Annotated in this window: 14 protein-coding genes; 8 read left to right on the top strand and 6 right to left on the bottom strand. The window is 71.5% G+C overall.

Translation table 11 applies throughout. The features are described from left to right. Positions 1–14: 14 nt before the first annotated feature. Positions 15–2528: an ATP-binding protein gene (locus tag BLR04_RS20300; RefSeq protein WP_090767490.1), complete on the bottom strand. Its 2514-nt coding sequence runs from the start codon at positions 2526–2528 to the stop codon at positions 15–17. Between the two features lie 69 nt (positions 2529–2597). Beyond that, positions 2598–4679 (bottom strand): M6 family metalloprotease domain-containing protein, encoded by a 2082-nt coding sequence (locus tag BLR04_RS20295; RefSeq protein WP_245740361.1) that lies wholly within the window; start codon positions 4677–4679, stop codon positions 2598–2600. Positions 4680–4819: 140 nt separating this feature from the next. Here BLR04_RS20295 and BLR04_RS20290 point away from each other — a divergent pair, with 140 nt between their 5' ends. Both BLR04_RS20290 and BLR04_RS20285 read left to right on the top strand, forming a co-directional pair. Continuing rightward, on the top strand, positions 4820–5977 hold the full coding sequence (locus BLR04_RS20290; RefSeq protein WP_090767488.1) for a PucR family transcriptional regulator: 1158 nt from the start codon (positions 4820–4822) through the stop codon (positions 5975–5977). Positions 5978–6040: 63 nt separating this feature from the next. Then, a complete protein-coding gene (locus BLR04_RS20285; protein WP_090767484.1) occupies positions 6041–7096 on the top strand; it encodes an amidohydrolase family protein in 1056 nt (351 codons plus the stop codon). On the opposite strand, the gene BLR04_RS20280 is transcribed toward BLR04_RS20285, so the two are convergent. Next, positions 7068–7508 (bottom strand): MarR family winged helix-turn-helix transcriptional regulator, encoded by a 441-nt coding sequence (locus BLR04_RS20280; protein WP_090767481.1) that lies wholly within the window; start codon positions 7506–7508, stop codon positions 7068–7070. The two genes, BLR04_RS20285 and BLR04_RS20280, sit on opposite strands and share 29 nt — an antisense overlap. A 70-nt stretch (positions 7509–7578) precedes the next feature. Here BLR04_RS20280 and BLR04_RS20275 point away from each other — a divergent pair, with 70 nt between their 5' ends. The 4 genes from BLR04_RS20275 to BLR04_RS20260 all read left to right on the top strand — a co-directional run bounded on the left by BLR04_RS20275 (position 7579) and on the right by BLR04_RS20260 (position 12700). Then, a complete protein-coding gene (locus tag BLR04_RS20275; protein WP_245740360.1) occupies positions 7579–9315 on the top strand; it encodes an ABC transporter ATP-binding protein in 1737 nt (578 codons plus the stop codon). Between the two features lie 92 nt (positions 9316–9407). Next, positions 9408–10676, top strand: a complete 1269-nt coding sequence (locus tag BLR04_RS20270) for an MFS transporter (RefSeq protein WP_090767475.1) — start codon at positions 9408–9410, stop codon at positions 10674–10676. A 95-nt stretch (positions 10677–10771) separates the two neighbouring features. After that, a complete protein-coding gene (locus BLR04_RS20265) occupies positions 10772–12316 on the top strand; it encodes a gamma-glutamyltransferase family protein (RefSeq protein ID WP_090767472.1) in 1545 nt (514 codons plus the stop codon). Positions 12317–12376: 60 nt separating this feature from the next. Then, positions 12377–12700, top strand: a complete 324-nt coding sequence (locus BLR04_RS20260) for a DUF5709 domain-containing protein (RefSeq protein ID WP_245740359.1) — start codon at positions 12377–12379, stop codon at positions 12698–12700. Here BLR04_RS20260 and BLR04_RS20255 read toward each other — a convergent pair. Then, entirely contained in the window at positions 12693–13346 is a 654-nt protein-coding gene (locus BLR04_RS20255) for an HAD family hydrolase (protein ID WP_090767466.1), read from the bottom strand. The two genes, BLR04_RS20260 and BLR04_RS20255, sit on opposite strands and share 8 nt — an antisense overlap. Positions 13347–13438: 92 nt before the next feature. Continuing rightward, positions 13439–14443 (bottom strand): zinc-dependent alcohol dehydrogenase family protein, encoded by a 1005-nt coding sequence (locus tag BLR04_RS20250; protein ID WP_090767463.1) that lies wholly within the window; start codon positions 14441–14443, stop codon positions 13439–13441. Positions 14444–14564: 121 nt separating this feature from the next. On the opposite strand from BLR04_RS20250, the gene BLR04_RS20245 reads away from it, so the two are divergent. Both BLR04_RS20245 and BLR04_RS20240 read left to right on the top strand, forming a co-directional pair. Continuing rightward, entirely contained in the window at positions 14565–15107 is a 543-nt protein-coding gene (locus BLR04_RS20245; protein ID WP_176903193.1) for a CGNR zinc finger domain-containing protein, read from the top strand. A gap of 84 nt (positions 15108–15191) precedes the next feature. Further along, positions 15192–15791 (top strand): Uma2 family endonuclease, encoded by a 600-nt coding sequence (locus tag BLR04_RS20240; protein WP_090767458.1) that lies wholly within the window; start codon positions 15192–15194, stop codon positions 15789–15791. On the opposite strand, the gene hrpA is transcribed toward BLR04_RS20240, so the two are convergent. Beyond that, positions 15781–19650 (bottom strand): ATP-dependent RNA helicase HrpA, encoded by a 3870-nt coding sequence (gene hrpA, locus BLR04_RS20235; RefSeq protein ID WP_090767455.1) that lies wholly within the window; start codon positions 19648–19650, stop codon positions 15781–15783. The genes BLR04_RS20240 and hrpA overlap by 11 nt on opposite strands. Positions 19651–19712: the final 62 nt, after the last annotated feature.

Here is a 19712-nt window from a genome sequence, read left to right as displayed (position 1 = left end):
GACGCCCGCGGCCGTCAGCCCGCGTCGGGACGGGCGCCTTCCAGCAGCTTCATGGTCCGGCGCAGGCCGGCCTCGTCGCCGAGGCTGCGGTAGATGTCCCTGGCCTGCTCCAGCGGTTCGACGGCGGCCGCGGGCTCGTGCGCGTCCAGGTGCGCCTCGCCCAGGTAGCGCAGGCTCAGCGCCATCCACCACCGGTCACCGAGCTCCTCGAACTCCGCGACCGCGCGCCGTAGCTCGTGCTCGGCTTCTTCCACGAGGTCGAGGCCGGCCAGCGTCCGCCCGGCCGACACGGCGGTCCTGGCCACGCCCCACGCGTCTCCGAGCGCGGCCAGGATGTCCTCGGCCCGGCGGATGTAGTCGAGTTCGCGCGGCCCGTTCTCCGGGTCGCCGACCTCACCGGCGGCGCGCAGGCAGCGGGCCTCCTCCCACAGCTCGCCGCGCTTCCTGAACATCTCCGTCGCCCGGTCGAGGCTGACGCCGGCCCTGGCGAACAGGTTGGCGGCGCGCCGGTGCTCGCCCGCGTCGTGCTCGTCGCGCGCCTGGGCCGCCAGCACCTCTCCGTACACGCGCAGCGTCTGGGCCTCCGAGTAGCGGTTGCCGTCCCGTTTGAAGGTCTCGAGCGCCTCCTCGAGGAGGGCTCGCGCCTTCTCGGGCTGCTGCTCGGCCAGGCACAGTTCGGCGAGGTTGCGCTGGGTGCGGGCCATCCACCACAGGTCCTCCTCGGCGCGGAACCCGTCGATCGCGTTGACGAGGTAGCCCTGCGCCCGGTCGAGGTGACCGTCGCTGAACAGCGTCATCCCGATCGCGCGCTGCGCCCGCGCGGCCCACCACGGCTCCTCCAGGTCGGTGAAGAGCTCCAGCGCGCGTTCGGCCTCCTCCTGCCCCTGCCGGCGCAGCCCGAGGCCGCCGTGCACGGCGGCGGCGTCGAGCAGCGCGATGGCCAGCGCGCGCCCGTCGCCGGACTTCTCGGCCGCCTCGCGGCCGATCTCGGCCACGGCCGCCCAGTCGGACCAGTACGCCCGCAGCGAATGACACAGCGAGCAGAACGCCCTGGCCAGCCCCGCGGTCAGCTCCCAGTGCCGAAGTTGGCGGGCCTGACTGATCATGGCGAGCAGGGAGAGCCGCTCGGCGTTGAGCCAGTCACCGGCCCGCAGCTCGCCGTCGTCGGTGGAGCGCCGCCCGCCCCGGCTCCAGTCCTGCGGCCAGCGGTTCTGCGCGGCCTCCTCGGCGCGGCGGCGGTAGCCGGAAAGGACGCGTTCGATGGCGGGACGGCGCCGGTCGCCGTCGACGTCGCCCAGCTCGGCGGCGAACACGCGGACGAGGTCGTGGAGCCGGTAGCGCATGGCGCCGGTCTGGTCGGTGCCGGAGCACTCGGCGAGCTGCGCGTCGATGAGCGCTTCGAGCTGGTCGGCGCCGTCGAGCACGGAGACGTCGAGCAGCTCGCCGGCCACCCACTGGGGCACGTCGGGCGCGGTCAGGGAGCCGAGCAGGCGCAGCAGGCGGCGCTGCATCCCGGTGCAGGCGTCGTAGCTGAGCTGGACGGAGGCGCGCACGCTCTTGTCCACCGTGTGGGCGACCTGGAGGTGGTCGAGGCGACGGCGCTTGTCGGCGAGCCGGCCTGCCATCTCGCGCAGCGTCCACTGCTCGCGGGTGGCGAGCCGGCCACCGCAGAGGTTGATGGCGAGGGGCAGGTGGTCGCAGAGCCGGACGATCTCCTTGGCGGCGTCGAGGTCGGAGGCGACCCTGGCGTCGCCGGCCAGCCGGGCCAGCAGCTGGATGCCCTGCGCCTCGGTGAAGACGCCGAGCTGGGTGTCGTGGGTGCCGCCGAGGAACAGCGGCACGCGGGACGTGACGAGCACCGCGCACCCGGTCTCGGCCGGGATCAGCGGTTTGATCTGGTCGGCGTCGTGTGCGTTGTCCAGCCCGATGAGGATCCGGCGGCCCTTCGTCCAGGTCAGCCAGAGCCTGCGCAGCTCCTGCAGGCCGCCCGGATCGGTGGTGAGCCGGACGCCGAGCGCGCGCAGGAAGCCGATCAGGACCTCTTCCGGGTCGACGGGGGCGTCCACGCCGCGCAGGTCGGCGTAGAGGCGTCCGTCGGGGTACAGGTCGGCGATCTCCTGCCCGAACCTGGTCATGAGCGCCGACTTGCCGACGCCGCCGCGGCCGTACAGGGAGATGACGAGGGGTGGTGAGAGGTCGGAGACCTTCTTGCGGCGGCCGAGCACCTCGCGCAGCTCGGCGAGCGGCTCCTCGCGCCCGGTGAAGTGCTCGGGCACGGGCGGCCACTGGTCGGGGGCGACCGGGCCGGGCCCCAGCGGGGGCTGTGGCTTGGGCCGCGTGTCGGTGGTGGCCCAGGTCGTCAGACCGACGAGGACGGCCGCGCCCATGGTCACGCCGATCTTGGCCTCCAGTGGGATCTCCCACTCGACGGAGGCCGCGAGCGCGGTCGCCGCGGCGGCCGCGAGGCCGGTCGAGACGCGCGCGGTCCAGCGACGCCGACGTCGCCGCTCCGGTAAGTTCCCCGACAACGAGCACCCCCTTCGGGGTGATTCAAGCCGATGGGGTACGGCCGGCGCCAGCCGTACCCCATCTTTTGCCTAGCGGCCGTTCACCTGGCAGGTGGCGGTCATCGTCTTGCTCGGGTCGCTCTCCGAGGTGGCGGTGAGCTGGACCGTCGCCTTGCGGTCGGCGCTGTCGGCGTGGACGGCGTTGACCTCCACGGTCTCCCGATCGCCGAACTTGACGTTGGCCAGGGCGTTGGGCAGCTGGGCGGTCCAGCCGTCACCCTTGACCGTGGCCGTGAGCCGGTAGACGTCGGAGTCGAGGTACTTGCTGACGTCCTCCGGGTGCTGACCGGCCTGGACGGGGGCGGCCTTGCCGGTGTTGAACAGCGGGAAGCGGCAGGTGGAGACGTTCTTGTCGCCGTGGCCGCCGGAGCCGTGCAGCAGCTTCACGCCGCGCTTCTGCGGGCCCGAGCCGTCGAGCGAACGGATGGCCACCGTGTAGGACAGCAGGCCCTCACGGTCGCGCTCGACGTCGGTGACGTAGAAGTGCAGGCGGTTGTCCTCGTCGACGAACTCGTACTGGCTGCCGGAGTCGGTGCCCGCGTGGAAGAGGGCGTCGGCCAGCTGCCGGTAGTCGCCGATCGTGATCGGCACCTGGGTGCCGTCGGGCAGGACGTAGTCGGTCATGTTGATGTCCTGCGGGTTGGCGTCGACCACCCACTCGAACGGGGCGCTGTCCTGGTTCTTGGTCTTGGCCAGGAGGACGCCGGAGTCGGGAGTGAAGGAGTCGGCGCCCATGCGGTCGACGACCTCGACGGTGTAGTTGTCGTAGTTGCCGCCGTCGCAGAGCGGGTCGGTACGCCAGTCGCAGTCGGGGTTGTGATCGCCGGTGTCGAACGAGATGTTGATGCCCGACAGCTGGTCCTTCTTCGGCTGCGCGACGCGGGCCAGCACCTTGGCGGTGACCACGCCCGACTGGGCGAGCGCGTCACGCGACAGGCGCAGGACGTTCTGCTCGTCCACCATGCCGAGGTCGATCTTGTTGCGGAGCATGTGCTGGGCGCCCATGGACGCGCCCGCGACCGGCGGGATGATCCAGCGCGAGTGCGGACCGCCCGGGCCGTTGAAGCTGCCGCGGCTGAGCATCTCCCAGACACCGGTGTAGGCCCGGCGCGGCGGAACGCCGTACGGGTTGTTGTAGTTGTCGCCGATGCCGAAGATGTGGCTCAGCTCGTGGGCGTAGGTGCCCATGCCGGAGCTCTCCGTCTGCACCGAGTCGACGCCGAAGCGGGCGTTCGGCCAGAAGCTGGAGCCGGCCTGCCACGAGGTCCAGTCGACGTAGCGGGTGGTGGACCAGTTGGGCAGGTTCTCGTCGCCCTCGGGTCCGAACTCGTCCGGCACGTCCTCCTTGGTGGGGAACTTCATCATGCCGAATTCCTGCCAGGTGCCCGACTCGTCCTGACCGGCGCTCAGGTAGAAGACGAAGTCGAACTGGTCGGCGACCTCCTGGCCGACGGCGGAGAGCCAGGCGGCGTTGCCGTCGGTGCGCAGGTTGCGGTTGCAGTTGTCGCCGGCCGGGCAGTGGTTGCGCTGGTACTCCATGCCGTACTCGTGGTCCTTGCCCGGCATCTGGTACGGGCCGAACCCGGTCAGGTCCACGCCGATGCGGCCACCGGAGTCCTCCATCCAGTACTCGTGGATGGTGTGTCCCCGGTTGAGGTCGTTCGGGGTGTTCAGGAAGTCCTGGTAGAACGTGGCGACCTGGTCACGCGGGATGTCGGCGGCCGACGGGCTCGGGTTGCCGAAGACCGTCGAGTTCGCAGGCTGCGTCACCACGAACGGCTGGTTCGGGTAGTCGAGCAGCACGAGCGCGCCCTTGAACTGGCGCGTGGAGCCCTTGCGGTCGGGGTCGTTCCACTTGGTGCCCGGGGGCTTCTTGTAGTCCGACCAGGTCATGTGGTCGGGGTTCTTCCAGTTCTGCGGATCGAGCGGCGTGATCTCGGGGACGGGTCGTTTCCGCAGGGTCTGGGCCTCGGCGGGGTTGTCGAGCTGCCAGGGCTGGGTCTGCGGCCAGTGGTCCTGCCGCCAGGGGGTGTCCGGGTCGGCAGGGGAGGGTGCGGCGGAAGCAGGTGTGGCGACCAGGCTCATCGGGATGAGCGCGATGGCGGTGAGCACACCGGTTAACAGCTTCTTTCGGGCTATCACACGGAATGACGGTAACGATGTTGTTGACGGAGATCACCGGATGAATGTAGGGAAGAGCTGTACCGAAATTTCCTACATATGTTGAAATCTCCAGGTGAACAGGTGGGCCAGTGGCGGACCTGCAGAAGACCGTGGACGAGCTCGCCGCACGCCTCGGCCGACCGTTGCTGCTCGAGGACCGGGTGCAGCGCGTGGTGGTGTACAGCGAGCAGAACGGCACCATGGACGACGTGCGCCGCGACTCGATCCTGCGCCGGCACACCGTGCCGGAGGTCAGGCAGTGGTTACGCGCGAGCGGCATCCACCGGGCCACCTCACCGCTGCGCACCCCGGGCGCGCCGCACCTCGGCCTGTTACCCCGGGTCTGCGTCCCCGTACGGTACGCCGACAGCCTGCTCGGCTTCCTGTGGTTCATCGACGCGGACCCGCCCATGTCGCATGAGCAGGTGGACGAGGCCGTGGCCGTCACGCCGCCCATCGCCCTCGCGCTGTTCCACGAGAGCCTGGCCACCGGCCTGGCCTCGCACCGTGAGCTGGAGGCGGTCACGGGCCTGCTGCTCGGCGAACGGGACGCGGCCAGGCAGCTCATCGAGGCGGGCTCGTTCCCGCAGGCGCAGCCGGTGACCGTCGCGGTCGCGAGGCCGTACGAGGACGAGCCGGACGACACCCTGCGGCTGGCGCTGGAGCAGGGGCTGCTGGCGCTGCGCCGGCGGCTGAGCGGGCACCACGCGCTGCACCTCGTCCGCTACGACCACGCGGTCCTGATCACGGCGGGCCCGCCGGTGCCCGCCGAGGAGATGCACGCGGCGATGCCGATGCCGGTGGTCGTCGGGCTGGGGCGCACCCGTCCGGCGCTGGAGGAGGCGGCGGACTCCTACCGGGAGGCGCGGCACGCGGCCGAGGTCGCGGCGCGGGTCCCGGCGCTCGGCCGGACGGCCGAGTGGGCGAGGCTCGGCGTCTACCGGATGCTCACCCAGCTGTCGGACCAGGAGCTGCATCCGGGCCTTGAGGAACTGCTGGCCGACGTCCAGCACCTGCCGCTGCTGGAGACGCTGGAGACGTACCTGGACCTGGCGGGCAGCGCGGTCGCCACGTCGCGGGCGCTGCGGCTGCACCGTACGTCGCTGTACTACCGGCTGCAGCGGGTGGAGGAGCTCGCGCGCACCGACCTGAAGGACGGCGGCGAGCGGCTCTCGCTGCACCTCAGCCTCAAGCTGGCGCGACTGTCCGGACGCTACTCCCCCAGGGATCTCCATAATTCGGCTTGATTGCACCTTTGTTCGCATATCTCGTTTAATTGACATAAGGGCCGAGATCCTGTGGGAGACCAGATGCCGCCTGCGGCGCGTGCCGGGCCGGTCCAGGGCGAGGGCTCCGTACCTGTGGTGATCCACTCTGCCGCGCTGGTCCTGCCCATGTGCGCCGGTCCCCTCCGCGACGGCGCGCTCGCCGTCCGGGGCGACCGCGTGCTGCGCGTCGGATCGCGGGCGGCCGTCCGCTCGGCCTTCCCCGCGGCCGAGGAGCACCGGTGGCAGGGGATGATCGTGGCCGGCCTCGTGGACGCCTGCTCCTCCGTCCAGGCCCCCGCCCCGGGGGTGACCGCGCGGGCGACCGTGGTCACGGACGTGGCCGAGTCCCTGGGGTTGCCCGGCATCTCGTACGTCGAGGTGGCCGGCGACGAGCAGGAGTGGGAGGGCGGGGAGCGCGACCGGGTCATCACGGCGGTCCGCGAGGTCGAGCGGCCGCGCGTGGTCGGGCTGGCGGCTGCCACCGGCGACCCCCTGGTGCTGGAGGACCTCGCCGTGCAAGCCAGGACGTTCGGCCTGCGGCTGCTCGCCGACCTGGGCCGGCACCCGACCGCCGCGTTGGACGAGGCCAGGCTGCTGGGGCCGCTGTGCCACGTCACGTGCCCCCGACCCTTGGACCCGGGAGAGCGCAAGCTGCTGCGGCTGCGCCGGACGGCGGTGGCGATCTGCCCGTCCGCGCTGCACGCCGGTGACGTGCTTGCCCTGCTGGACGAGGGCAACACCGTCGCCTTCGGCAGCTGTCCCCCGGCGCTGGAGGCGGGCGGGCGCCCGTCACGGGACACGGGTGGGTGCGGGCCACTCGCGCCGGCGGCGGCCGTACGGCGGGAGATCCGCGGGCACGGCCCGCACCCCCACGACCTGGACCGCCGGCTGGTCGAGGCGGCCACCCTGGGCGGAGCCGCGGCCCTCGGCATGGACGACGGACGCGGCCGGATCGGCGCGCTGTGCCCCGGCGCGCGCGCCGACTTCGCCGTCTACGACGCCCGCGGCCGCTACCCGTACGCCCTGCTGCTGGCGGAGCCGCCCTGCCTGGCCACGGTCGTCGGCGGCGTCATCCGCGATCCGGCGTTCCCACGCTGAACTGGCCGTCCACCACGGTCAGCAGCTCGCGCAGGTGCTCGCGCTGATCGTCCGACAGCACCGCGAACAGCTCCTCCCCCGCCTCCCGCCGCGCGCCACGCGCGGCCTCGGCCATGGCGTGGCCCCGCGGCGTGATGACCACGAGGGTCGAGCGGCGGTCGGCCGGATCGACCTCCCTGCTCACCAGCCCGGCCTCCTCCAGCGCGTCCACCACGGGGGTCAGTGAGCGCGGCACGATGCGCAGCTGGTCGGCGAGCTGCACCATCCGCAGCGGACGCTCCACGCCGTCGAGCGCGCGCAGCGCCCGCGCCTGGCCTGGGTTGAGCCCGAGGGGCACCAGCCGGTGCACGTAGAGGTGCCGTAGCCGTCTGCTGACCAGATGCAAGAGCTCGGCGAGCTCCTTGTCGTCCATGTCGGCAAGTTTAGCGGGATTAAATATGAGTTAACCTCTGTTTGAATGCGCAGCGGGAAGGAGGCTTGCCTTGACGGAGGAACCACGCGCGCCGATCGGGCGCATCGTCCGGCTCTTCGGCCCTTACCGGGGCCGGTTGTCCGTGGTCGGCGCCTTCATCCTGCTGTCCTCGCTGGTGTCGCTGGCGTCCCCGTTCCTGCTGCGCGAGGTGCTCGACACGGCCATCCCGTCGCACGACGCCGGGCTGCTCGCGCTGCTGGCGCTCGGGATGATCGCGGTGGCCGTCACGACGACGGTGTTCGACGTGCTGCAGACCCTGGTCTCCACGACCGTGGGCCAGCGCGTCATGCACGACCTGCGCGTCGCGGTCTACGACCATCTGCAGCGCATGTCGCTGGCGTTCTTCACCCGTACGAAGACGGGCGAGGTGCAGTCGCGCATCGCCAACGACATCGGCGGCATGCAGGCGGTCGTCACCTCGACGACCGCCTCTCTCGTCTCCACCCTCACCACCGTGATCGCCACGTTCGTCGCCATGGTCGCCCTCGACTGGCGGCTCACGACGATCTCCCTCGCGCTCATGCCGTTCTTCGTGTGGATCAGCCGCAAGGTCGGCTCCGAGCGCAAGCGCATCACCTCGGAACGCCAGCGCAAGCTCGCGGTCATCGCCACCATGGTCCAGGAGTCGCTGTCGGTCAGCGGCATCCTGCTGGGCCGCACCATGGGCCGCTCCCCCGAGCTCACCGAACGCTTCAGCCGGGCCTCCGACGAGCTGGCCGACCTCGGCGTGCGCACCAGCATGGCCGGACGCTGGCGGCAGTCGTCCGTCCAGCTGGTCATGGCGGCGATGCCGGCGGCGATCTACTGGGCCGTCGGCCACACCGGCGCGATCACGGTGGGCACGCTCGTGGCGTTCACGACGCTGCAGACCGGCATGTTCCGTCCGCTGGTGCAGCTGCTGCGGCTCGGCGTCGAGGTGCAGACCTCGCTGGCGCTGTTCGGACGCATCTTCGAGTACCTGGACCTGCCGATCGACATCCGTCCCGGCACCCGCTCGCTGCGGGACGCACGCGGCGAGGTGCGGTTCGAGAACGTCGAGTTCGCCTACGGCGACGCCCCCACGCTCTCCGGGATCGACCTGACCGTGCCGGCCGGCGGCAACCTGGCGGTCGTGGGCGAGACCGGATCCGGCAAGACCACGCTCAGCTACCTGCCGCCCCGCCTGTACGACGTCACCGGCGGCCGGGTCACGATCGACGGGGTCGACGTGCGGGAGCTGACGTTCGATTCGCTGAGCGAGGTGGTCGGCGTGGTGTCGCAGGAGACGTACCTGTTCCACGCCTCGATCGCCGACAACCTGCGCTTCGCCCGGCCGTCGGCCACCGACGAGGAGCTGGTGGCGGCGGCGCGCGCGGCGCGCATCCACGACCACATCGCCGCGCTGCCCGACGGCTACGACACCCTGGTGGGCGAGCGCGGCTACCGCTTCTCCGGCGGCGAGAAACAGCGGCTGGCCATCGCGCGCACGCTGCTGCGCGACCCGAAGGTGCTCATCCTCGACGAGGCGACGAGCGCCCTCGACACCCAGACGGAGCGGGCCGTGCAGGAGGCGCTCGACGCGCTGGCGCGGGGGCGTACGACGATCACGATCGCGCACCGCCTGTCCACCGTCCGCGACGCCGACGAGATCGTCGTGCTCGACCGCGGGAAGATCGTCGAGCGCGGCACCCACGACGAGCTGATGGCGGGCGGCGGCCACTACGCCGCGCTCGTGAGCCGCGACGATCCCCTGCTCGACCCCGCCTGACGTGGAGTGCCTCACATTCCGGTCGTGACGGAAATCGCGCATTGGAGCGGACGTGTTCACCTCCCGGTGCGTCGTCAAGGCTAGGAAGATCCGTGTCCCCCAGGTCAGCCCCTACGTTCAGGGCTCTGCGTCATCACAACTACCGGCTCTGGGCGGGCGCCGACGTCATCTCGGTGACCGGCACGTGGATGCAGGTGCTCGGGGTCAACTGGCTCGTCCTGTCGCTGACCGGGTCGGCGGCCGGCGTCGGGCTCAGCCTGGTCATGCAGGCGCTGCCGACGCTGCTGCTCGGCATGTGGGGCGGCGCGCTGGCCGACCGGCTGCCCACCCGTCCCGTCGTGATCGCCGCGCAGCTCGCGCAGGCGGCGCTCGCCGCCGCGCTGGCCGTGATCGCGTTCACGGACGTGCGGTCCGTCCTGCCGATCTACGGTGTGGCGCTGGCCGGCGGCGTGGTCACCGCGCTCGGCGGGCCCGCGCTCGGCCGGTTCGGCGCCGAGGTGGTACCGCCCCGCGACCTGCAGAACGCGATGGCGCTCGGTTCCGTACTCAACTCCGCCGGCCGCATCCTCGGCATGAGCCTGGCGGGCGCGCTGCTGCCGGTGATCGGCGACGGCGGCCTGTTCACGATCAACGCGGTCACCTTCTTCGTGGTGATCGCCGCCGTGGCCGCCATGCGCCGCCGGGAGTTCCACGTGCTGGCCGCCGCCGAGCGGCAGCCGGGCGCCGTCCGCGACGGTCTGCGGTACGTGCTGCGCACGCCCTGGCTGCTCGTGCTGCTCGGGCTCTGGTTCGTCTCGGGCAGTCTCGGGCGCAACTTCCAGGTCACCATGGCCGCCATGAGCGCCGGGCCGCTGGGCGCGGGGGCGGCCGGGTACGGCCTGCTGTCCACGGTCTTCGCGGCCGGCACGGTGTTGGGCGGATTCCTGGCGGCCTCCAGGCCGAACCTCACGTTCCGGCTGCTGTTGACCGTGACCTTCGCGACGGGGCTCACGCAGGCCGTGAGCGGGCTGATGCCGTCGCTGTGGACGTTCGGCGCCGCGATGCTGCCGATCGCCGCGGGCGCGGTCGTCCTCGACACCGCCGTCTCCGCACGGGCCCAGCTCGGCAGCCCCGAGCCGATGCGCGGCCGGGTGATCGCGACCCTGTCCATCGTCAGCTCGGGGGCGGGCGCCTTCGGCGGGCCGCTGCTCGGCGGGTTCAGCGACGCGCTGGGGCCGCGCGCGGCGCTGGAGATCGGCGGGGTGGCGTGCATGGCGGCCGCGCTGCTGGCGACCGTGACGCTGGCCAGGCTCTCGGGACGGACGGTGGCGCAGGCCGTACGACCAGGACGTCGCCTGGAGCCGGCCCTGGAGAACGCCTGACGCGGTGGCGTACTGGGAGCTCGGCCAGGCCAGGGCCCGCATCCGCGAGCTGCTCGAGCGGGAGTGAGCCGCCGCGGGAGGCGTACGCTCTTCCCGTGCACAACACCAGATACGCTCCCTCCGGCATGGTCTGCACCGTCGACCACCTGGCCTCCGGCGCCGGGCTCACCATGCTGGAGCGCGGCGGGTCCGCCGCCGACGCGGCCATCGCCGCGAACGCCGTGCTCTCCGTCGTCGCCCCCCATCTGTGCGGTCTGGGCGGTGATCTCTTCGCCCTCGTCCACGACGGCGAGGTCACCGCGCTGAACGCCTCAGGACGCGCCGGTTCCGGCGCCGACCCCGACCGCCTGCGGGCCGACGGCCACACCCGCATGCCCCACCTTCACGACATCCGGTCCGTCCCGGTGCCCGGCTGCGTCGACGGCTGGTCCGCCCTGCACGCCCGGTACGGCCGCCTGCCCATGGCTGAGCTGCTCTCGCCCGCGATCAGGCTGGCCCGCGGCGGGTTCCCCGCCTCCCCGCTGATGACGGCGGGCGCCGCGAACGCGGCCCGGCGGCCGGGCGGCTCCGACTTCGCCTCCGTACGCGCCGCGGGCGACCGGCTGACCAGGCCCGGCGTGGCCCGCGCACTGGAGGCGGTGGCCGAGCACGGTCGCGACGGCTTCTACCTGGGCGAGTTCGGGCAGGGGCTGGTCGAGCTGGGCGCGGGCGAGTACGCCGAGGCCGACCTCGCGGCGCCGAACGCCGACTGGGTCGAGCCGCTCAAGGTGCGCGCGTTCGGCCACGACATCTGGTCGGCCCCGCCCAACTCCCAGGGCTACCTGCTGCTCATGTCGCTCGCCGTCGCCGACGGGCTCGAGCTGCCCCCGGCGCCGAACCACGCCGCCTGGGCCCACCTGCTGGCCGAGGCCGCCAGGGTGGCCGGGTACGACCGGCTCGACGTGCTGCACGAGGACGCCAAGGATCTCCTCGACCCCGCCGAGATCGCCCGCCGCCGGGCGCTGATCGACCCGCTGGCGCGGGTGCGGCTGCGCGGCCCGGTCCAGCACGACGGTGACACGACGTACCTGTGTGTGGTCGACGGTGACGGCATGGGCGTCTCGCTCATCCAGTCGAACGCGTCGGGGTTCGGCAGCATGGTGTTCGAACCCCGTACCGGGATCAACCTCCACAACCGCGGCATCGGGTTCTCGCTCAAGCCCGGCCACCCCGCCGAGTACGGCCCTCGCAAGCGCCCGCCCCACACCCTCACGCCCGCCCTCGTCACGCGTCCCGACGGCTCGTTGCGGACCGTCGTCGGCACGATGGGCGGCGACGCGCAGCCCCAGATCCTGCTCCAGGTCATCACCCGGCTGCTGAAGCACGGCGAGGAGCCGGGCAAGGCGATCTCCGCGCCGCGCTGGAGGCTCGGCAGCGGCGGCACCGGGTTCGACACGTGGGAGGCCCCCGACGACGCGGTCGTCGACCTGGAGGAGGGCGCGACCTGGGCCGACGGCCTGTCGGCGCTCGGCCACCGGGTGGCGGCCCTGCCCTACGGGGGCTCGTTCGGGCACGCGCACCTCATCGACGTGCGCGCCGACGGCCTGCTGGCGGGCGCCGCCGACCCGCGCTCCCAGGTCGGGTCCGCGATCGGACGCTGACGCCGGCCTCCCCAGAAACGGCCCTCAGGTTTGCGGGCCGTTTCTGGGTAGGGGGCGCCTATGACCGAAACACCACCGAACCGCTACGGCATGAGCGACGAACAGCAGATCGAGGTCGACGAGTGGACCGACGACCTCGGCCTGCGGCACGAGATCGTCGGGGACGACCCCCGGCACCGCGACACCCTCGACGAACGCCTGCGGCGGGAGGCCCCCGAGCGCCTGCGCGAACCCCGCCCCAAGCACCGGCTGACCCAGCCGGACGCGGGGGCCGGCGCCGACGTCGAGGACGAGGAAGTGGCGAACGACTGGGGCAGGGACGACGACGACCTGTCGGCCGAGGAGCGGGCGGTGCGCATCGACCCCGAGGAAGACCTCAGGTGATCTGCCGCAGGGCGGGCAGCAGGGCGTGCAGATCGTCGACGATCATGTCGGCGGTCGCCGCCTCCTGACGTTCGGCGTGCAGGTAGCCCCACGGGCCGCGGCGCAGCAGCGCGGTGCGCATGCCCGCGGCGGCGGCCGGCAACACGTCGTTGTCGACCCGGTCGCCGACGTAGAGGATCTCGCCGGGCTCGCGCCCCGAGACCGCGGCCACCTTCGCGAAGAAGCCGGGGTCGGGCTTGGCCACGCCCCACCCGTCGGAGGTGTGCACGGAGTCGACCGGCAGGTCCATGGCCACGAGCGCGTTGTACGCCCGCGCCGGCTGGTTGCCGGCGATGATCACCTGGAGGCCCGCGGCGCGCAGAGCGGCCAGGGCCTCGCGGACGTCCGGGTAGAGGTCGTCGGCATCGAAATGGTTGCGCAGCCCGTCGGGGTCGTCGCGTTCCCATGCCAGCTCCTCGGCCTCACGGTCGAGGTCGGGACGCAGGAGCAGGAAGGCGTCGTTGAGCGAGCGGTCGAGCGCGGCCGTGCCGCCGATGAGACCCATCAGCACGAACGGGCTCACTCCGAGCCTGCGGGCCCAGGCCGTCCAGATGCGGTCTTCGCTGATCAGCGTCTCACCGACGTCGAACACCACAGCTTTGATCATCACTCCCCCAACCACAACCGGACATATTTTGCTATGGGGGATCATTTCAGACGGGCCGCCTCCACCCAAGCCGAGACGGCCCACCACTGAAGTTACGCGGCGTTCCGGCCCGGCGCGAAGAGAATCTTGCCGGAGCGTCCGGTGCGCTGGGCGTGGGCGAGGGCCTCCCGGTAGCTCGCCAGCTCGTACGTCGCCTCCACCTCGGCCCTGAGCGCGCCCTGCGCGACCAGCTCGGCGAGCTCGGCGTAGACCCGCTCCAGCTCCTCGCGCGGAGTGTCACGCAGCCAGTTGAGGATGAAGAAGGCGCGCAGCGAGATCCCGCGGTAGATCAGGTCCGGCAGCGGCACGGCCGGCGACCGGCCGGTGGCCGCGGCGAAGACGACCACGCTGCCGCCGGGCTCGACGGCCGGCGCCAGCTCGGCGACCTGGGCGGAGTCGCCGGTGCCCTCCAGGAGCAGGCGCAGCTGCGCGCCGTCCAGGGCCTTGACCGCCCGCTCGCCGAGTCCCTCGCCGTCGACGAGGACGACGTCGGCGCCGAGCTTCCTGACGCGCTCGGCCGCCTCCTCGCTGCGCACCACGGCCAGCGTCCTGACGCCGGCCTTCTTGGCGAGGGCGACGACGTACTGGCCGACGGCGGAGTTCGCCAGGTTCAGGCCGACCCAGTCGCCCGGCTCGAGGGCGACGTAGTCGTTCAGCAGGGCGCGGGCCGTCGCCGGGTTGACGGGGAGCATGGCGAGCTGCAGCGCGTCGGCCCGGTCGGTCACGGGGACGACGTGGCGGGCGGGCACGACGGTCTCGTCGGCCCAGGTGCCGTGCCGGAACGTGGGCAGCACGAGGACCCGCCGGCCGACGAGCGATTGATCCACCCGCGAACCGGCGCGCAGCACGCGTCCCACGCCCTCGGCGCCGAGTTCGTTCGGCAGCTGCGGCTGCACCCCGAACCAACCGGCGGCGAACAGCACGTCGGCGTTGTTGATCGGCGCGGCCTCGATCGCGACGAGCACGTCCTGGTCGCCGAGCCGCACGTCGGTGCCGTCGTGGAGGCGGACGGTGCGGTCGAGGTCGGGGCCGATGTCGGTGAGCGTCAACTTGCTCATGGTGATGCAACTCCTGGATGTAATGGGCTTTTCAAAAAGACACTTACAGTCTTAGCACACGCCCCGGCTGTCCGTAAAACTCTTTTGCAGTTAGACCATGTCGAGCAGTACGCTGGGGCGCGTGGCAGGCAAGCAGGCATCAGGAGCGGTCCCCGAGGCCGCGGCGGCGATCATCGAACTGCTCAACTCCCGGCCCCACGCCACCCCGGCGCTTCCCGACACCCTCGACGACCCCGAGACGGCGCAGGCGATCCTGCGCCCGTTCGGCCTGCCAGAAGGCTCACCCCCGCCGCGCGAGCTGCTCGACGACGTCCGCGTCGTGCGCACCGACCTCATGGCCGTCGTCGCCGACCCCGGCGCCGCACAGGCGTGGGCCGACCTCGGCGAGCACACGTCGGCGGTCACCGTCCGGCACGCCTTCTCCGCGCCGGGCGAGGTGCGGCTGCGGCAGGTGTCCGGCGAGCCGGTGGTGGGCGGGATCGTCCTGGCGGTGGCGAGCCTCATCGCCGCCGGCTCGTGGTCGCGTATCCGCGCCTGCGCCAACGACGACTGCGCGCACGTGTTCTACGACACCACCCGCAGCCGCACCCAGCGCTGGCACTCCTACGAGATGTGCGGCAATCGCCTGAACGTCGCCGCCTACCGAGCCCGCAGACAAGGCTGAGGGGTCAGCCGGCCGTCGGCATGGCGTGCGGCTTCGCGCTCTGGAATACTCTTCGTGTCCGTTCGGATACGGAAGGAAGATTCCATGGTCGCCACGATCGAGGAAGACCTTCAGATGGACGCGAGCGCGCCGGAGTCCCCACGCACCGCTCGCGAGCTGTTCGATGCCCTGCCACCCCTCCCCGGTTTCCGGGCCGAGGTCATCGAAGGGAAGTTGATCGTGAGTCCCATGGGCTCCCCCGAGCACGCCTGGATGGCCGTGGCGCTGCACGACACTCTCCGCCCGCTTGCCCACGAACGCGGCTGGCGCGGCGCTCCCGGCCTGCTGAATGTCTGCATCGCCGGGCCCCGCGACTCGCTGGTGCCCGACTACACGCTGACGCCACCCGCGTGCCCCCGCTGGGGGGAGGGTGAGTTGCTGTCGTCCGGGCTGATCATGGTCGCGGAGATCGTCTCACCTGGCAGTGTCCGGGTCGACCGGGAGGACAAGCCGCGCCTGTACGCCGTCGGCCGCGTGCCCGTCTACCTGCTGGTCGACCCGATCGGAGAGACGCCGGGCGTCACCGTGTTCAGCGACATCAAGGACGGCGCCTACCAGACGACCACCAGGGTCGCCATGGGTTCGCCGATCACGTTGCCGCCGCCCGTCGACACCAAGCTCGACACCTCGATCTTCATGGCGTGAGCTTCTCCATCGCCTTCGTGATGCGCTTCTCCGACACCGGGGTGGGCGTGCCGAGGGTCTGGGCGAAGAAGCTCACCCGCAGTTCCTCGATCATCCAGCGGATCTCCACCACGTCGGGGTCGCGGCGCCGCGCCGGGTGCAGCTTGTCGAGCAGGTCGTGGTAGTCGTCCTCGACCTTGTGGACGCGGGCCATCCACTCTTCGTCGCGCCACGGGTCCTCGGGCAGCTTGGCCAGGCGGCGGTCGATCGCCCGCAGATAGCGCAGCAGGTCGGACAGGCGGCGGTCGCCGGTGGCCGTCACGAAGCCCGGGTAGACGAGCTTGCCCAGCTGGTCGCGGATGTCGTCGGTCGCGCCGCTCGCGCGCATCGCGTCGAGGCGCGCCCCCGCCTCGTGCCAGACGGCGAGGATCTGCTCGACCTTCGCGAGCACGTCGGCCGCCGTGTCGTACAGCTCGGCGCGTACGTGCTGGTGGAGGCGGTCGAAGGCGGCGGGGTCGCGCACCGCGCCGCCGGCGTCCAGCATGAGCTTGTCGGCGGCGGCGCTGACCACGTCGTCGAACAGGGCCACCGCCCCGCCGTGCGGGCTGCGTGACAGCGCCAGCTTCGACTGGTTGGACAGGCCGCCGAGCAGCGACTTGGCCGGGTTGGTGACGTTGAGCAGCAGCAGGCGGCGCACCCCGGGCCAGTGGGAGCGGCGCTGCTCGGCCTGGGTCTCGAAAATCTTGATCGACGCGGACGAGCCCGCGTCGACCAGGGCCGGGTAACCCTTCATGCGTCCTTGCTCGAACACCTCGGGCAGCGTGCCGAAGCTCCACGTACGCAGACCCGTCCGCTCGAGGTCGTCGCCCGCCTGGGAGAGCGTCTGGCGCAGCCGCGGCGCGAGGCGGCGTTTGAGCGCGTCGAGGTCTTTGTCCTCGGCCACCGTGCGCTTGCGTTCGTCGATCACCCGGTAGGTGATGCGCAGGTGGTCGGGCACCTGGTCGAGCTGCCAGGCCTCGCGCGGCACGCGTACGCCGGTCAGCCGCAGCAGCTCGCGCTCGACCGCCGCGAGCAGCGGCTCACCGCCCTGCTTCACCCCGGCCAGCACCTGCTTGGCGTAGTTGGGAGCGGGCACGAAGTTGCGCCGCAGGTTCTTCGGCAACGACCGGATCAGCGCGGTGATCAGCTCTTCGCGCAGGCCGGGGATCTGCCAGTCGAAGCCGTCGGAGGAGACCTGGTTGAGCACCTGGAGCGGCACGTGGACGGTCACGCCGTCGGCGTCGGCCCCCGGCTCGAACTGGTAGGTCAGCCGCATCCGCTGACCGAGCTGCTTCCAGGTGTCGGGGTAGTCGCGGGTGCTGACGTCGGCGCCCTCGTTGACCAGCATCTCGGCCGAGAACGTGAGCAGGTCGGGCTGCTCGTGGCGGGCCTTCTTCCACCAGGCGTCGAAGTGCCGGGCCGAGACCACGTCGGCCGGGACGCGCTGGTCGTAGAAGTCGAACAGGGCCTCGTCGTCGACCATGATGTCGCGGCGGCGGGCGCGGTTCTCCAGCTCCTCGACCTCTTCGAGCAGCTTGCGGTTGTCCTTCAGGAAGCGGTGGTGGGTGTCCCAGTCGCCCTCGACGAGCGCGTGCCGGATGAACAGCTCGCGCGACAGGTCGGGGTCGATGCGGCCGTAGTTGACCTTGCGGCCGACCACGAGCGGCACGCCGTACAGCGTGACCTTCTCGAGGGCGATGACGGCGCCCTGGTTCTTCTCCCAGTGGGGCTCGGAGTAGGTGCGCTTGACGAGGTGCTGGGCGAGCGGCTCGACCCAGTCGGGCTCGATCCTGGCGTTCACCCGGGCCCACAGCCGGGAGGTCTCGACCAGCTCGGCCGACATCACCCACTGCGGCTGCTTCTTGGCCAGCGCCGAACCGGGGAAGATGGCGAAGCGGGCGTTGCGGGCGCCGATGTACTCCTGGATCGGACGCCGCCCGTCGTTGCCTCTCTTTTCCATGACGTCCTTGACGCCGATGTGCGACAGCAGGCCGACCAGCAGCGACGCGTGCACCTGCTGGGGCCCCGCGGGGCTGCTGTTCGGCTGGACGCCGAGCGCCTGGCGCAGCTGGCTGTAGATGTCCTGCCACTCGCGTACGCGCAGGTAGTTGAGGAACTCGGCCTTGCACAGCCGCCGGAACGCGCTGGAGGACAGCTCTTTCTGCTTCTCGCGCAGGTAGTTCCACAGGTTGAGGTACGCCATGAAGTCGGACTCGGGGTCGGCGAACCTCCGGTGCTTCTCGTCGGCCTGCTGCTGCTTGTCGGCGGGACGCTCGCGCGGGTCCTGGATGGACAGCGCGGCGGCGATCACCATGACCTCGCGCAGGCAGCCGTTCTTCTCCGCCTCGAGCACCATGCGGCCGAGACGCGGGTCGACGGGCAGCGTGGCGAGCTTGCGGCCGATCGGGGTGAGCCGGCCGTGGGCGTCGAACGCGCCCAGCTCGTGCAGCAGGTTGACGCCGTCCTTGACCTGACGGCGGTCGGGCGGCTCGACGAACGGGAACGCCTCGATGTCGCCCAGCCCGATCGAGGTCATCTGCAGGATGACGGACGCCAGGTTGGTGCGCAGGATCTCGGGGTCGGTGAACTCGGGCCGGTTGAGGAAGTCCTCTTCCTCGTACAGGCGGATGCAGACGCCGTCGGAGGTGCGGCCGGAGCGGCCCTTGCGCTGGTTGGCGCTGGCCTGCGAGATCGCCTCGATCGGCAGGCGCTGCACCTTGGTGCGGTGGCTGTAGCGCGAGATGCGCGCGTAGCCGGGGTCGACGACGTACTTGATGCCGGGGACGGTGAGGGACGTCTCGGCGACGTTGGTGGCCAGCACGATGCGGCGGCCGGTGTGGCGCTGGAAGACGCGGTGCTGCTCGGCGGCGCTCAGCCGGGCGTACAGCGGCAGGATCTCGGTGTTGCGGAACTCGGCCTTGGCCAGGGCGTCGGCGGCGTCGCGGATCTCGCGCTCGCCCGACAGGAACACGAGGACGTCGCCCGGGCCCTCGCCGACCAGCTCGCGGCACGCCTCGACGATGCCCTGCGTCTGGTCGTCGTCCTCGTCGAGCGGCCGGTAGCGGACCTCGACGGGGTAGGTACGGCCGGAGACCTCGATGATGGGGGCGTCGTCGAAGTGGCGGGAGAACCGCTCGGGATCGATCGTGGCGCTGGTGATGATGACCTTGAGGTCGGGCCGCTTCGGCAGGAGCTGCTTGAGGTAGCCGAGGATGAAGTCGATGTTGAGGCTGCGCTCGTGGGCCTCGTCGATGATGAGGGTGTCGTACTGGTCGAGCGTGCGGTCGTGCTGCAGCTCGGCCAGCAGGATGCCGTCGGTCATCAGCTTGACGAGGGTGCGGTCGCTCGCGTGGTCGGTGAAGCGCACCTTGTAGCCGACCGCCTCGCCGAGGCCGGTGCCGAGCTCTTCGGCGATGCGCTCGGCGACCGTGCGGGCGGCGATCCGGCGCGGCTGGGTGTGGCCGATCAGGCCCCGGACGCCACGGCCCAGTTCGAGGCAGATCTTGGGGATCTGCGTGGTCTTGCCGGAACCCGTCTCACCCGCGATGATCACGACCTGGTGGTCGCGGATGGCGGCGAGGATGTCGTCCTTGCGCTGGGAGACGGGCAGATTCTCTGGATAGGTCACCACCGGCACGGCGGCGCGGCGACGCGACAGGCGCTGCTCGGCGCGTTCCACGTCGGCGAGGATCTCCGTGACGATCTTGTCGCGGGCGTCGCGGGAGCGGATCCGGCGCATGCCGTCGAGCCTGCGCCGCAGCCGGCGCTCGTCGCGCGGCATCAGGGCGGGCAGGCGGGACTGGAGGTCGGCGAGTGGAGAGGACAAGGAAGACGTTCCCATACTGCTTTCAGGATATTTGAGGCCCGCATCCCTCGGAGCCAACGGCCCATCGTGCCCGATGG

It is taken from the genome of Nonomuraea maritima (assembly GCF_900100395.1).
Classification (GTDB): Bacteria; Actinomycetota; Actinomycetes; order Streptosporangiales; family Streptosporangiaceae; genus Nonomuraea; species Nonomuraea maritima.
This window is presented reverse-complemented; position numbering and strand designations above follow the sequence as displayed.

Excerpts from the sequence above, each read along its gene's own strand:
- BLR04_RS20285 (WP_090767484.1), top strand. The coding sequence starts at position 6,041 with ATGCCGCCTGCGGCGCGTGCCGGGCCGGTCCAGGGCGAGGGCTCCGTA.
- BLR04_RS20260 (WP_245740359.1), top strand. The coding sequence starts at position 12,377 with ATGACCGAAACACCACCGAACCGCTACGGCATGAGCGACGAACAGCAG.
- BLR04_RS20255 (WP_090767466.1), bottom strand. The coding sequence starts at position 13,346 with ATGATCAAAGCTGTGGTGTTCGACGTCGGTGAGACGCTGATCAGCGAA.
- hrpA (WP_090767455.1), bottom strand. The coding sequence starts at position 19,650 with ATGGGAACGTCTTCCTTGTCCTCTCCACTCGCCGACCTCCAGTCCCGC.
- BLR04_RS20280 (WP_090767481.1), bottom strand. The coding sequence starts at position 7,508 with ATGGACGACAAGGAGCTCGCCGAGCTCTTGCATCTGGTCAGCAGACGG.
- BLR04_RS20250 (WP_090767463.1), bottom strand. The coding sequence starts at position 14,443 with ATGAGCAAGTTGACGCTCACCGACATCGGCCCCGACCTCGACCGCACC.
- BLR04_RS20240 (WP_090767458.1), top strand. The coding sequence starts at position 15,192 with ATGGTCGCCACGATCGAGGAAGACCTTCAGATGGACGCGAGCGCGCCG.